This window comes from Streptomyces coelicoflavus (assembly GCF_003112555.1).
GTDB lineage: Bacteria > Actinomycetota > Actinomycetes > Streptomycetales > Streptomycetaceae > Streptomyces > Streptomyces coelicoflavus.
On the sequence record NZ_BEWB01000010.1, the window covers coordinates 182485 to 196110 of the forward strand.

The 13626-nt window shown below is 75.5% G+C and carries 12 protein-coding genes; 8 read left to right on the forward strand and 4 right to left on the reverse strand.

What is annotated here, in order from left to right:
- Positions 1-9: 9 nt before the first annotated feature.
- Positions 10-729: a helical backbone metal receptor gene (locus Sco07f_RS24665; protein ID WP_108989222.1), complete on the forward strand. Its 720-nt coding sequence runs from the start codon at positions 10-12 to the stop codon at positions 727-729.
- Here Sco07f_RS24665 and Sco07f_RS24670 read toward each other — a convergent pair.
- Complete coding sequence (locus tag Sco07f_RS24670; RefSeq protein WP_108989223.1) at positions 656-1837, reverse strand: TDT family transporter; 1182 nt, start codon at positions 1835-1837, stop codon at positions 656-658. The two genes, Sco07f_RS24665 and Sco07f_RS24670, sit on opposite strands and share 74 nt — an antisense overlap.
- A gap of 214 nt (positions 1838-2051) precedes the next feature.
- Here Sco07f_RS24670 and Sco07f_RS24675 point away from each other — a divergent pair, with 214 nt between their 5' ends.
- Complete coding sequence (locus Sco07f_RS24675; RefSeq protein ID WP_228126329.1) at positions 2052-2906, forward strand: LysR substrate-binding domain-containing protein; 855 nt, start codon at positions 2052-2054, stop codon at positions 2904-2906.
- Between the two features lie 47 nt (positions 2907-2953).
- Here Sco07f_RS24675 and Sco07f_RS24680 read toward each other — a convergent pair whose 3' ends face one another.
- On the reverse strand, positions 2954-3646 hold the full coding sequence (locus tag Sco07f_RS24680; RefSeq protein WP_108989225.1) for a gamma-glutamyl-gamma-aminobutyrate hydrolase family protein: 693 nt from the start codon (positions 3644-3646) through the stop codon (positions 2954-2956).
- A gap of 91 nt (positions 3647-3737) precedes the next feature.
- Entirely contained in the window at positions 3738-4448 is a 711-nt protein-coding gene (locus Sco07f_RS24685; RefSeq protein WP_108989226.1) for a FadR/GntR family transcriptional regulator, read from the reverse strand.
- Positions 4449-4555: 107 nt separating this feature from the next.
- Between Sco07f_RS24685 and glnA4 the strand changes: the two genes are divergently transcribed.
- Genes glnA4 through Sco07f_RS24705 form a run of 4 tightly spaced genes read left to right on the forward strand, consistent with a single transcriptional unit; the run spans position 4556 to position 9174 of the window.
- Positions 4556-5920, forward strand: a complete 1365-nt coding sequence (glnA4, locus tag Sco07f_RS24690) for a gamma-glutamylethanolamide synthetase GlnA4 (protein ID WP_108989227.1) — start codon at positions 4556-4558, stop codon at positions 5918-5920.
- Positions 5921-5928: 8 nt separating this feature from the next.
- The gene (locus Sco07f_RS24695) at positions 5929-7332 is read left to right on the forward strand and encodes an aldehyde dehydrogenase family protein (RefSeq protein WP_108989228.1); all 1404 of its coding nucleotides are present in this window, start codon (positions 5929-5931) and stop codon (positions 7330-7332) included.
- Positions 7329-8111: a 3-oxoacyl-ACP reductase gene (locus Sco07f_RS24700; RefSeq protein ID WP_108989229.1), complete on the forward strand. Its 783-nt coding sequence runs from the start codon at positions 7329-7331 to the stop codon at positions 8109-8111. Before Sco07f_RS24695 ends, Sco07f_RS24700 begins: the two co-directional genes overlap by 4 nt.
- A 37-nt stretch (positions 8112-8148) precedes the next feature.
- Positions 8149-9174, forward strand: a complete 1026-nt coding sequence (locus tag Sco07f_RS24705; protein ID WP_108989230.1) for a DUF2510 domain-containing protein — start codon at positions 8149-8151, stop codon at positions 9172-9174.
- A gap of 22 nt (positions 9175-9196) precedes the next feature.
- Here the strand turns inward: Sco07f_RS24705 and Sco07f_RS24710 are convergent, their stop codons facing one another.
- Positions 9197-10399: an amino acid deaminase/aldolase gene (locus tag Sco07f_RS24710; protein WP_007388958.1), complete on the reverse strand. Its 1203-nt coding sequence runs from the start codon at positions 10397-10399 to the stop codon at positions 9197-9199.
- A gap of 674 nt (positions 10400-11073) precedes the next feature.
- On the opposite strand from Sco07f_RS24710, the gene Sco07f_RS40790 reads away from it, so the two are divergent.
- Together Sco07f_RS40790 and mycP are read left to right on the forward strand one after the other, a co-directional pair.
- On the forward strand, positions 11074-12438 hold the full coding sequence (locus Sco07f_RS40790) for a hypothetical protein (protein ID WP_369695780.1): 1365 nt from the start codon (positions 11074-11076) through the stop codon (positions 12436-12438).
- A complete protein-coding gene (gene mycP / locus Sco07f_RS24720) occupies positions 12435-13616 on the forward strand; it encodes a type VII secretion-associated serine protease mycosin (RefSeq protein WP_108989231.1) in 1182 nt (393 codons plus the stop codon). Before Sco07f_RS40790 ends, mycP begins: the two co-directional genes overlap by 4 nt.
- Positions 13617-13626 lie beyond the last annotated feature (10 nt).

Consider the following 13626-nt stretch of genomic DNA (forward strand, 5'->3'; position numbering starts at 1 on the left):
GGCGCCCCGGTGAGGGTGGTCTCGCTGGTGCCGTCGCTGACCGAGGCGGTGGCGCGTACGGTGCCCGGCGCCCTGGTCGGCGCGACCGACTGGTGCACCCACCCGGCCGGTCTCGACGTCGTACGCGTGGGCGGCACCAAGAACCCGAAGACCGACCGGATCCTCTCCCTGGCCCCCGACCTGGTGATCGCCAACGAGGAGGAGAACCGCGCCCCCGACCTCGACGCCCTGCGCGCGGCGGGCGCCGAGGTGCTCGTGACCGAGGTGCGCACCGTTCCGCAGGCCTTCACCGAGCTGGACCGGACGCTCACCGCCTGCGGCGCGCCCTCCCGGCCCCTCTGGCTGGACGAGGCGGAGGCCGCCTGGACCGGCCCGCCCGCCTTGGAGCGGCGTGCCACGGCCGTCGTGCCGATCTGGCGCAGGCCCTGGATGGTGCTGGGCCGCGACACCTTCGCGGGCGACGTCCTGGCCCGCCTCGGCGTCGACCACCTGTACGCCGCGCACTCCGAGCGCTACCCGAGGATCCCGGTGGACGAGCTGAGGGCGGCCCGCCCGGACGTCGTGGTCCTGCCGGACGAGCCGTACCGCTTCACCGCCGACGACGGCCCCGAGGCCTTCCCCGGCCTGCCCTGCGCCCTCGTCGACGGGCGGTACCTCACGTGGTACGGGCCGTCACTGGCCGAGGCGCCCCGGGTGCTGGCCGCGGCCCTGCGAGCAGCGCTCCGCTGAGCAGGCCCCGCGCGGTCTGCACGGCGGCCACCGCCCAGGCGGCGACGAGGAGGACGTACAGGGCGACGGTGAGCCCGTCGTAGACCACGAGCCCCGTCTCGCGGGCCAGCGCCCCGGCGCCGGTGACGCAGGTGCCCACCGGGAAGGTGAACGACCACCACGTCATCGAGAAGCGCATGCCCGCCCGGCGGGCCCGGACGACGTGGGCGGCGGCGAGGGCCAGCCACATCAGCGCGAAGCCCATGACGGGCACCCCGTACAGCACGGCGAAGACCGCGAAGCCCTCGGCGTACGGCGCCGCCACGATGCCCGGCGCCACGTCCGCGAACTTCCCCACGGCGGTCGTCGACTGCCCGAGCGGCCCCAGGACGAGGAAGAGCGACGGGGTGAGCGCGAGCGGCAGCGGTCCCCCGGTGAGCAGCCGGCCGAAGATCACCGGCAGCGTCATGAGGGTCGCGAACAGACTCACCCCGAACATCGCGACACAGGCGAGCAGCAGCGTCTCGCGGGGCTGTCCCGGCGGCAGGTGCGGCACCAGCAGCGGGCCGACGGCCGCGGACACCATCGGCGCGACGAGCGGCAGCAGCCAGACCGGGCCGGCCGAGCCGGGCTCGATGCGGTGGCGTACGGCCATCAGGTACGGCACGGCGACCGCCGCCGCGAGCCCGACCACGGTGCCTGCGGTGAACAGCACGGTGTCCACGGCGACCGCGGCCGGGGTGCCGATCCAGTCCCGGCCGAGGGTCAGGGCGCCGCCGCCGACCGCCAGCAGGGCCATCGACAGACAGCCGTAGAACGGGGCCGCGGCCGGGTCGAGGAGATGGGCGCGGGCCTGGTCGCGGTGGTGCAGCCAGTGCAGGGACCGGGCGGCCAGCAGGACCGCCAGCAGGACCAGGGACAGGGCCCAGACCGCGGTGCAGACGGCGCGCAGACCCGGCACGTGCCCGGGCAGCGTGGCTCCCGCCGTGCCGACGATGGCGGTCCCCATGACGCAGGCGTACCAGTTGGGTCCGAGATGGCGGACGGCCGGTACCCGCCGGACGGCCGGGCCGGCGGTGGGGGAGGCGGGAGCAGGGGAAGGCGAGCGGGGCGGGGCTGCGGTGACCATGACTCCACGGTCCCGGCCGGGGAAACCCCTGACCAGGGACCACATTCCTATGAGGGCATAAGCTGGGGTTATGAGCAGGAGCGCGGGGAACGGGGCGGAGAGCGGCTCGGGCGGCGGCAGCGTGGGCGGCGTGGGCGCCACGCAGGGCGCGCGCGACGACCGGGGACGGTCCCTGACGGGCTCGCTGGCGCACCGGGTGCCCGACCTCGGGGCGATGGAGCTGCTGCTGGCGGTGGCGCGTCTGGGCAGCCTCGGCGGTGCGGCGCGTGAACTGGGCATCACCCAGCCGGCCGCCAGCAGCCGCATCCGCTCGATGGAACGGCAGCTGGGCGTCGCCCTGGTGGACCGCTCTCCGCGCGGCTCCCGGCTCACCGACGCCGGCGCGCTGGTCACGGACTGGGCGCGGCGGATCGTGGAGGCCGCCGAGGCGTTCGACGCGGGTGCGCAGGCACTGCGGGACCGGCGGGACTCGCGGCTCCGGGTCGCCGCGAGCATGACGATCGCCGAGTACCTGTTGCCGGGCTGGCTGGTCGCGCTGCGCGCCCAGTTGCCGGACACCGCGGTGTCCCTGCTCGCGGGCAACTCGGCGGCGGTCGCGGAACGCCTGCTGGCCGACGACGCCGACCTCGGCTTCGTCGAGGGGGTGAGCGTGCCGACCGGCCTCGACTCCGCGGTCATCGGCCACGACCGGCTCATCGTCGTCACCGCGCCGGGCCACCCCTGGGCCCGCCGCAGGCATCCGCTGGCGGCGGCGGAGCTGGCGGCGACCCCGCTGATCCTGCGCGAGGAGGGCTCGGGCACCCGGCAGGTCCTGGACGCGGCGCTGGGCGGTCTGGCCCGCCCGCTGATCGAACTGTCCTCGACCACGGCGGTGAAGGCGGCCGCGGTGGGCGGCGCCGGGCCCTCCGTCCTCAGCGAACTGGCCGTCGGCGAGGAACTGACCACCCGGCGCCTGGTGCGCGTCCCCGTGGCGGACGTCGTCCTGGCCCGCGACCTGCGAGCGGTCTGGCCCACCGGCCACCGCCCCACGGGCCCGGCCCGCCGGCTGCTGTCCCTGACCAGGGCGTAGGCGCGGCGCTCCGGCCAGTGCGCCAGGCATGCCGGCGTGAGCCCGGTTCAGCCCGCCCGTGCCGCCTCCACGAGGGCTTTCATGATGCGGTCGTCGTCGCCCATCTCGGGGTGCCACTGGACGCCGAGGACCCAGCCGGGGGCGGCCGGCAGTTCCAGTGCCTCCACGGTGCCGTCCGCGGCGTGGGCCGAGGCGACCAGGCCCGTGCCGAGCCGGTCCACCGACTGGTGGTGGTACGTCGGGACGAACGTCTCCTCCGGCACCACACCCGCGTACAGCGTCCCCGGCACCGGCTTGACCGGGTGGCCGCCGAACACGCCCACCGCCTCGGCGTGCCCCTCGATGTGCTGGACCAGGGTGCCGCCCAGGGCGACGTTGAGCAGCTGCATGCCCCGGCAGACGCCCAGCAGCGGGACACGCGCGGCCAGCGCCGCCTCGATGAGCGCCAGCTCCCAGGTGTCCCTGGCCCGGGCGGGAGGGCCGGTGCGCGGGTCGGGCTCGGCGCCGTAACGGACCGGCTCCACGTCCGGGCCGCCCGCGATCACCAGCCCGTCGACGCGGGCCACGGCCGCCGCGGCGTGCTCGGGCTCGTCCGGCGGGAGCATCGCGGCCAGACCGCCCGCCCGCCGCACCAGCCGCGGATACCCGGCGGGCAACAGCACCGCCTCCAGCTCCCACACGCCCCAGCGCGCCCCGGACTCCAGATACGTGCTGACACCGATCAGCGGCCTGTCCGCCATCCACCCTCCAGAAGATCGGACCAGGTAAAGGGCTGCTTCCACACCTTTGCCGTCCACACCTTTGCCGCAGCGCGCCGCCACGGCAAGGCGTTCACGTCAGAAACCCGCGCAGCAGCGCCGCCGTCCCCGCGCAGTGCTCCCGGGCGATCTCCCGCGCCCCGTCCGCGTCCCCGTCCAGCACCGCCTCCACCAGCGCCGCGTGCTGACGCTGGGAGTGCTCCAGGTTGCGCACCAGCAGCGGGATGCAGTCCAGCAGGTCGTTGAGGGTGGCCCGGACCGCCGCGTACTGCGCCGCCAGCGCCGGTGAGCCGCACAGCTCCGCGAGGGTGAGGTGCAGCATCGTGTCCAGCCGCCGGTACTGCGCCAGCGGCGCGTCGCGCGTACCCGCCAGCGCCTCCCGCAGCCGCGCCGCCCCCGCGTCCGGCAGCCCGTGCGCCGCGCACAGCCCGGCCGCCCCCGGCTCCAGCACCTCCCGGAACCGCAGCACGTCCTCGATGTCGACCCCGGCCACCCGGCGCCGCAGCTCGTCCTCGCCGCCCGCGTCGGCGCGCGGCAGCACGAACGTCCCGCCGTACCGGCCGCGCCGCGCCTCCACCAGCCCCTGGTCCTGGAGCACCCGCAGCACCTCGCGCAGCGTCACCCGGCTGATCCCCAGCCGCTCCGCCAGCTCCCGCTCGGCCGGCAGCCGCTCGCCCGCCGCGACCAGGCCCAGCCTGACGACCTGGAGGATCTGCTCCAGCGCCTCCTCGAAGCCGTTGCCGGTCCGCACCGGGCGCAGCACCGGCGCCAGCCGGTCCGTCACGCTCCCGGCACGTCCGGCGGATTCCTCCCGCACGCGGCCGCGCCCCCTTCCCAACCAAAGGTTCCCGGCAATACCTTATGGCTCCCGGCCAGAAGGAGGCTCTCCCCGTGGCAGACCGCACACCCCCGCTCGGGGTCGAGGAACTGCACGCCCTCGTCGCCGCCGGTGACATCGACACCGTCGTCCTCGCCTTCCCCGACATGCAGGGCCGCCTCCAGGGCAAGCGGTTCGCCGCCCGCTTCTTCCTCGACGAGGTCCTGGCCCACGGCACCGAGGGCTGCAACTACCTCCTCGCCGTCGACGCCGACATGAACACCGTCGACGGCTACGCCATGTCCTCCTGGGACCGCGGCTACGGCGACTTCGCCCTGCACGCCGACATGGCCACCCTGCGCCGGCTGCCCTGGAACGAGGGCACCGCGATGGCCGTCGCCGACCTCGCCTGGGAGGACGGCTCCCCGGTGCTCGCCGCGCCCCGCCAGATCCTGCGCCGCCAGCTGGAACGGCTCGCCGGACACGGGTACACCGCGCAGGCCGGCACCGAGCTGGAGTTCATCGTCTTCCGGGACACCTACGAACACGCCTGGGACGCGAACTACCGCGGCCTGACCCCGGCCAACCAGTACAACGTCGACTACTCCGTCCTCGGCACCGGCCGCGTCGAACCCCTGCTGCGCCGCATCCGCAACGAGATGGCCAGCGCCGGACTCACCGTCGAGTCCGCCAAGGGCGAGTGCAACCCCGGCCAGCACGAGATCGCCTTCCGCTACGACGAGGCCCTGGTCACCTGCGACCAGCACGCCGTCTACAAGACCGGCGCCAAGGAGATCGCCGCCCAGGAGGGCATGTCCCTCACCTTCATGGCCAAGTACAACGAGCGGGAGGGCAACTCCTGCCACATCCACCTCTCGCTCGCCCGCAAGACCGGCGAAAGCGTCATGGCGGGCGGGCACAAGGGCGGCATGTCCAAGGTCATGCGGCACTTCCTCGCCGGACAGCTCGTGGCGCTGCGCGAGTTCTCCCTCCTCTACGCCCCGCACATCAACTCCTACAAGCGCTTCCAGCCCGGCTCCTTCGCCCCGACCGCGGTCGCCTGGGGACACGACAACCGCACCTGCGCCCTGCGCGTCGTCGGCCACGGCCGCTCACTGCGCTTCGAGAACCGGCTCCCCGGCGGCGACGTCAACCCCTACCTCGCGGTGGCCGGCATGGTCGCCGCCGGACTGCACGGCGTCGAGCAGCGGCTGGAGCTGCCCGAGCCCTGCCCGGGCAACGCGTACGCCGCCGACTACGAGCACGTCCCCACCACCCTGCGCGAGGCCGCCGAGCTGTGGGAGAACAGCACCCTCGCCAAGGAAGCCTTCGGGGACGAGGTCGTCGCCCACTACCGCAACATGGCGCGCGTCGAACTGGACGCCTTCGACGCCGCCGTCACCGACTGGGAACTGCGCCGCTCCTTCGAACGCATGTGAGGCACCGGTTGTCCGAGCAACTCCCCGAAGAGCTACGGGTACTCAACCCCGCCACCGAAGAGCTCGTCGCCACCGTCCCCGCCGCCGGCGCGGCCGACGTGGACGCCGCCGTCGCACGCGCCGCGCGGGCGCAGACCACCTGGGCCGCTCTCGCCCCCGGCGACCGGGCCCGGCTGCTGCGCCGCTTCGCCGCCCGCGTCGACGAGCACCTCGAGGAGCTGGCCCGCCTGGAGGTCCGCCAGGCCGGGCACCTCGTCGGCAACGCCCGCTGGGAGGCCGGCAACGTCCGCGACCTGCTCGACTACGCCGCCGGGGGAGTGGAGCGGCTCACCGGGCGCCAGATCCCGGTCGCCGGCGGCCTGGACGTCACGCTCCTCGAACCGCTCGGCGTCGTCGGCGTCATCGCCCCCTGGAACTTCCCGATGCCCATCGCGGCCTGGGCCACCGCACCGGCGCTCGCGGCGGGCAACGCGGTCCTCCTCAAGCCCGCCGAGACGACCCCGCTCACCGCGCTGCGCCTGGCCGAGCTCGCCCTGGCCGCGGGCCTGCCCGAGGGCCTGTTCCAGGTGCTGCCCGGGCACGGGCCGGTCGCCGGCGACGCGCTCGTCGAGCACCCGGGCGTCGCCAAGATTGTCTTCACCGGTTCCACGGCCGTGGGCCGGCGGGTGGCCGCCAAGGGCGCGGCGCTCCTCAAGCCCGTCACCCTCGAACTCGGCGGCAAGAGCCCCAACATCGTCTTCGCCGACGCCGACCTCGAGGCCGCCGCGGCCGCCACGCCCATGTCCTTCCTGGACAACGCGGGCCAGGACTGCTGCGCCCGCACCCGCATCCTCGTCCAGCGGTCCGTGCACGACCGCTTCCTCGCCCTCCTCGCCCCCGCGATCGAGGCCGTCCGCGTCGGCGACCCGGCCGACGAGAGCACCGGGATGGGCCCGCTGATCTCCCGCGCCCAGCTGGAACGCGTCCGCTCCCATGTCCCGGACGACGCCACCGGCATCCGCGGCAAGGCCCCCGAGGACGGCCCCGGGTACTGGTTCCCGCCGACCGTGCTCACCGGCGTCGACGCGCACGCGCCCGTGGCCGTCGAGGAGGTCTTCGGGCCCGTCGCCGTCGTCCTGCCCTTCGAGGACGAGGCCGACGCGATCCGCCTGGCCAACGCCACCGACTACGGCCTGTCCGGCTCGCTGTGGACCCGGGACGTCGGCCGCGCCCTGCGCGTGTCGGGCGCGGTCCGTGCCGGGAACCTGTCCGTCAACTCGCACGCGAGCGTCCGCTACTGGACACCGTTCGGCGGGTTCAAGCAGTCCGGCCTCGGACGCGAACTCGGCCCGGACGCGCTGACCGCGTTCACCGAGACCAAGAACGTCTTCATCAGCACCACCCCATCGAGCACGGAGGGCCCCGCACAGTGAGCGAAGACATCGTCTGCCGCAGGCTCGTCGGCCGTACCGCCGTCGTCACGGGCGCGGGCAGCGGCATCGGCCTCGCCACCGTCCGCCGGCTGGCCTCCGAGGGCGCCCACGTCGTCTGCGGCGACGTGGACGAGACCCGGGGCAAGGCGGCGGCCGAGGAGACCGGCGGGACGTTCGTCAAGGCCGACGTCACCGACGCCGAGCAGGTCGAGGCGCTGTTCGCGGCGGCGTACGACACCTACGGCAGCGTCGACGTGGCGTTCAACAACGCCGGCATCTCGCCGCCCGACGACGACTCCATCCTGGAGACCGGCCTGGACGCGTGGCGGCGCGTCCAGGAGGTCAACCTCACCTCCGTCTACCTGTGCTGCAAGGCAGCCATCCCGTACATGCGGCGCCAGGGCCGGGGCTCCATCATCAACACCGCGTCCTTCGTGGCCCGGATGGGCGCGGCCACCTCGCAGATCTCGTACACCGCCTCCAAGGGAGGCGTCCTGGCCATGTCCCGGGAACTGGGGGTGCAGTTCGCGCGGGAGGGCATCCGCGTCAACGCGCTGTGCCCCGGGCCGGTCAACACCCCGCTCCTCCAGGAGCTGTTCGCCAAGGACCCGGAACGGGCCGCGCGCCGCCTCGTCCACATCCCCCTCGGACGCTTCGCCGAGGCCGAGGAGATCGCCGCCGCCGTCGCCTTCCTGGCCAGCGACGACTCCTCCTTCGTCAACGCCACCGACTTCCTGGTGGACGGCGGGATCTCGGGGGCGTACGTCACACCGCTGTAGAACACCGCGCGCGGCGTCCTACAGTGCCGGGATGAGCATGACGCCGCCGCCCGGCTGGTACCGCGACCCGTCGGGCCCGCACCTGGAACGCTGGTGGGACGGCACGTCCTGGACGGAGCACCGGCGCGCCCCCGAGCCGACCGGGTACGGGCCGGCCCCGGGCCAGGCCCCGGGGCAGGGGCCGGTGCACCATCAGGCGCCGCCCGGCCGGGCGGCGACCCTGCCGCTGTCGACCGGACCCGGACCTGGAGCCGGACCCGGACCTGGAGCCGGAGCCGGACCCGGCGGCGGACGCGGGAAGGCGCTCGCGCTGACCGCCGCCGCGGCCGTACTGGTCGCCGCGATCGTCACCGGCGTGTTCGTGCTGGGCCAGGACGACGGCGGCAGCCCGCGGGCGCAGACCCCGCCGGTCACGGCGACCGCCACCGACCCCTCGCCGGTGAACGACCCGCCCTCTCCCTCACCGACCGCCTCCGAACCCTCCGCCGACGACCCGGCCGTGGTCGAGGACCAGCTCAACGGCATCACCTTCCCGCTGCCGGACGGCTGGGTCCTGCCCAAGCACGTCGCCCAGGACGACGTCATGATGACGACGGACGGCACGTACGACTGCCCCGCCGACGGCAGCGTGTGCCGGCACGGCCTCGTTCTCTCCCGCACCGTCACGGCGACCGCCGAGACCTCCCCCAAGGTGCTCGCGCGGCAGGACATCGAGGACGCGGCCGACGACGCCTACGACCAGGACCTGATCGGCAACAAGCCCTTCGGCGGCATCGAGTCCCACGAGGAGGTGGCGTCCGGCCCCGTCGCGGTCGCCGGACGCGCCGGGTACTACGTGCGCTGGCGGGTGAGGACCGCCGAGGGCCCCGGCGGCTACGTGCAGTCGATGGTGTTCCCCTCCACCGTCGGCACCGAGTCCCCGATCCTCGTCCGCTACGTCTTCGACGCCGGCGAGGACGGTCCGCCGCCGGCCGACATGGACAGGATCACCAAGGGCATCCGGCCCGTCGGCGACGCGGACACCGGAGGCGGCGTGGGCAGCGGCATCGGCCCGACGGACTGACCCCGTCCCCGGGGCGCCCGCGTCACAGGAAGGTGTGCCCCTCACCCCGGTACGTCGGCACCGTCGCCGTCACCGCGTCCCCCTCCACCAGGTGCAGCGCGTCGAACCGCTCGCACAGCTCACCGGCCTTGGCGTGCCGGAACCACACCTTGTCGCCGATGAGCAGGTCGTCGGCGGGGGAGCCCAGCAGCGGCGTCTGCACCTCGCCGGCGCCCTCCTGGGGGTCGTAGCGCAGTCCCTCGGGCAGGTACGGCACCGGCAGCCGGTCGGCGCCGGCCGCACCCGAGGCCGGGTAGCCGCCGCCGAGCACGGTCACGGACCCGACCCCCGGCCGCCGTACGACGGGCTGCGCGAACAGCGCCGCGGGACGGCCGCGGAACGACGTGTAGTTGTCGAACAGCCGCGGCACGTACAACCCGGAACCGGCCGCGATCTCGGTGACCGCGTCCTCCGCGGCGGTGTGCTGCACGCTGCCCGTGCCGCCGCCGTTGACGAACTCCAGGCCGGGCACCACGGCCCGGACCGCCCGCACCACCGCGGCCCGCCGCTCGGCGAGTTCCCGCCGGGCGGCGGCCTGCATCAGCCGCACGGCGCGCGACCGGAACGGATGCCCCGCCACCGCGTCCCCCACCCCGGCGACATGCCCCTCGTACGCCATGATGCCGACGACCTCGAATCCCGGCCGGCGGGCCACCGCGCGGGCCAGGTCGGCGACGTCGGCGGGGGAGTGCAGCGGCGAGCGCCGGGCCCCGACCCGTACCCGGCCCCCGAGCAGCCGCAGCGAGGTGTCCAACTCCAGGCAGACCCGCACGACTTCCCGGCCGCCGTCGCGCGCGGCGTCCACCAGGTCCAGTTGCGCCGGGTCGTCGACCATCACGGTCACGGCGGAGGCGAGCTTCGGGTCGGCGGCCAGCTCGGCGTATCCGGCGCGGTCCGCCGACGGATAGGCAAGCAGCACGTCCTCGAAACCGGAGCGCGCCAGCCACAGTGACTCGGCCAGCGTGAACGACATGACGCCCGCGAAACCGTCCCTGGCCAGGGCCCGTTCCAGCAGCGCGCGACAGCGTACGGACTTGCTGGCGACCCGGACCGGCTTGCCGCCGGCGCGGCGGACCAGGTCGTCCGCGTTGGCGTCGAAGGCCTCCAGGTCCACGATCGCCACGGGGGCGTCCAGATGGGCGGTGGCCCGGTCGTAACGGGCCCGGTCGGCGGCGCGTGCGGTCATGACGGCAGCCTGCCAGACAGGATTACCGCAGGGTAGGGGGACGATCCGGGCCAATGCCACGGGCGTGCGGACTGGTTCCCCCTCCGGCGGGGGCACGCCGTAGAGTGACGCGCACGCACGGCGGACCCGACCCCGGCGGCCGGGCCCGGAGTCCGCGCCGGGATGGTGGTCCTCCCGAGCGGGTATGCGTGCCCGGGACGGATCGTTCCGCGCCGGGCCGGGGCAGGAGACCACGGTCGGGACCGAGGTCTCCGGCCCGTGTCGGAGCAACGGGCCGGGCCCGAGGAAACGGGGGGTGCATGAGCACGGAAGCGCGCCGCGCCTCCCTCCCTCCGCACCCCGGGACTCCGCCCCGCCCCGAGACGCCGCCCCGCGTCGAGACCTCTCCCCGCCCGGAGACGCCGCCCCGCCCTGACACTGCGGCGCGTCCTGAGACGCCGGTACGCCCGGGCACTGCGACCCGCCCCGAGACCCCGCCGCGCCCCGAGACCCCGCCCCGCCCGGAGCCCGGGCCGGGCGACGCAGCGAGTGCCGGTGCCGGTGCTGGTGCCGCCGCCCGCCCCGCGGCGCCGTCCCGCCCGCAGGCACCGCCGCGTCCGGGCACCCCGCCCCGCCTCGGTACGCCGCCCCGCCTCGGTGTCCCGCCCCACCCGGGCGTGCCGCCCCACCCGGGCGTGCCGCCCCACCCGGGCAAGGCGCCGGCGCGGCACGGCGGCGACCCGGAGGCCGCGCACCCCGAGTCGCGAGGGCGCACCGAAGAGTCCTCCCCGGCCACTGCGGCGCGGCGTACGGGCGGCACGGACGGGTTCGTCCCCCCGGACGACCGCCGGGACGGCACCCCCGGCGACTCCGAGGGGACCGGCGTGCGGCCGCGACACCCGCGTTTCCGGCTCGGCGACCCCCGGTCCGGCGACCCCGCGCCCGCGCCGCCCCGGGCCTCCGCCCGCTTCCCCGACACCGCGCCGACCGTCGGCCGTGACGCCCCGCGCGGCACCGGGGCACCGCAGGCCCCGCCCCCCCGTCCCGGCGCGCCCGCGGAGACACCGACGGAGACGACCACACGCCTGCGCCCGATCCCGGCGGACACGGAGGAGGACCCGGAACCGCGACCGGCGGCCCGAACCGAACTCCCCACGCCGCGACCGGCCCCCGTCACCCCCGACCCCGCCTTCTCCTGGAGCCCCCCGGACCACCCGGCACCCCCGGCCGACGTGCGGCCCCGCGTCTTTTTCGGCGAGCCCGAGGGGTACGACGCGTCGGCCCGGCCCCGTCCGCTCGGCGGGCGCCCGCGCCGCCCCCAGGTCGTCGCCGCGGCCGTCTGCCTCGTGCTCGGGGTGGGACTCCTCACCGGCGCCGTCACGGGCAGCTGGCTCGCCGGGGACTCCGGGGAGGACGGCGCGCGCAGCGCGTACACCGAGGCGGGGGAGCTGTGGCACAGCGTGCCCGTCGACCAGCTCTTCCCGCCCACCGTCCAGGGCAGGGGCGCGGGCCCCGGCGGCGCCGACCGCACCTGGACGCGGGTGGCGGTCGCCCCGGACGGCGACTGCGCGGGAGCCTTCGACCGGCTGCTCGCCAAGGTCTTCGAACCGGTCGGCTGCTCGCGCCTGCTGCGCGCCACCTACACCGACGCCACCCAGAGCCACGTCACCACCGTCGGCCTGCTCTTCACCAAGGCCGACGCCGCCGCCATGACCTCGCTGGCGGGCCGGTTCGAGAAGGAGGGCCTCGGCAGGCGGTCCGACCTCATGCCACTGCCGTACGCGGCGAAGGACACCGTCGCCGAGGGCTTCGGAGCGGCCCAGCGGGCCTCGTGGACCGTTTCCGTCCTCACCGACGCCCCCGTCGTCGTCTACGCCGTCTCCGGCTGGGCCGACGGCCGTACCGTCGACGAGCCCGAACCGGCCGAGGAGGCCACCGAGTCCGGCGCCACCTCGGCACCCGCCCAGGCCGGCCTCGGCCACGAGGCGCAGGGCCTCGCCGACCGCGTCGAACGCGCCCTGCGCAAGAACGTCGGCGCGCCCACGGAGCACCCGTCGTGACCCCCGCAGACATCCGCCGCAGAACAGGGGCCCTGAGCCTCTTCCTCGCCGCCGCCCTCGTCCTCGTCCCGGCGCCCGCCGCGCACGCCGACGGCATCCGCGCCCAGCAGTGGGCACTGGACGCCATGCACACCCAGGAGGCGTGGCGCACCACCAAGGGCGCGGGCGTCACCGTCGCCGTCCTGGACACCGGCGTCGAGGCCGACCACCCCGACCTGGCCGGCAACGTCCTCACCGGCAAGGACCTGGTCGGCTTCGGCGCGAGCGAGGGCGACCGGTCCTGGGCCCGGCACGGCACCGCCATGGCCGGGATCATCGCCGGTCACGGACACGGCACCGGCAACGCCGAGGGCGTCATGGGCATCGCACCGGAGGCCAGGATCCTCCCTCTGCGCGTGATCCTGGAGGACGGCGACCCCTCCCGCGCCAAGGCCCGCAAGACCCGCGGCAACGCGCTGGCCGATGGCATCCGCTGGGCCGCCGACCACGGCGCCGACATCATCAACCTCTCCCTCGGCGACGACTCCGCCTCCGCCCACCCCGAACCGGCGGAGGACGAGGCGATCCAGTACGCCCTGAAGAAGGGCGTGATCGTCGTCGCCTCGGCCGGCAACGGCGGCGAGAAGGGCGACCACATCTCCTACCCCGCCGCCTACCCGGGCGTGATCGCCGCGACCGCCGTCGACCGCTACGGCACCCGCGCCTCCTTCTCCACCCGCCGCTGGTACGCCACGGTCAGCGCCCCCGGCGTCGACGTGATCATCGCCGACCCCGACCACCGCTACTACGAGGGCTGGGGCACCAGCGCCGCCTCCGCCTTCGTTTCCGGGGCCGCGGCCCTGGTGAAGGCCGCCCACCCGGACCTCACCCCGGCCCAGGTCAAGGCCCTCCTGGAGGACACCGCCCGCAACGCCCCGGCCGAGGGCCGCGACGACTCCCGCGGCTTCGGCTTCGTCGACCCGGCCGCCGCCATCGAGGCGGCCGCGCGACTCGAGCCCGAGGGCCTGAAGGCGGCGGCGTACGGCGACGAGTACTTCGGTCCGGGACCCGACGCCCCGGACTCCGACGACGGCACCTCCGCCTGGGCCGCCCCGCTGGCCGGCGGCGCGGGCGGCGTCCTGGTGGTCGCGGCCGTGGTCCTGTGGCGAGGCCGCCGCGAACGCCCCGACGGCTTCTGAGCGCCCGGAT

Excerpts from the sequence above, each read along its gene's own strand:
- Sco07f_RS24670 (WP_108989223.1), bottom strand. The coding sequence starts at position 1,837 with ATGGTCACCGCAGCCCCGCCCCGCTCGCCTTCCCCTGCTCCCGCCTCC.
- Sco07f_RS24675 (WP_228126329.1), top strand. The coding sequence starts at position 2,052 with ATGGAGCTGCTGCTGGCGGTGGCGCGTCTGGGCAGCCTCGGCGGTGCG.
- Sco07f_RS24680 (WP_108989225.1), bottom strand. The coding sequence starts at position 3,646 with ATGGCGGACAGGCCGCTGATCGGTGTCAGCACGTATCTGGAGTCCGGG.
- Sco07f_RS24705 (WP_108989230.1), top strand. The coding sequence starts at position 8,149 with ATGACGCCGCCGCCCGGCTGGTACCGCGACCCGTCGGGCCCGCACCTG.
- Sco07f_RS24710 (WP_007388958.1), bottom strand. The coding sequence starts at position 10,399 with ATGACCGCACGCGCCGCCGACCGGGCCCGTTACGACCGGGCCACCGCC.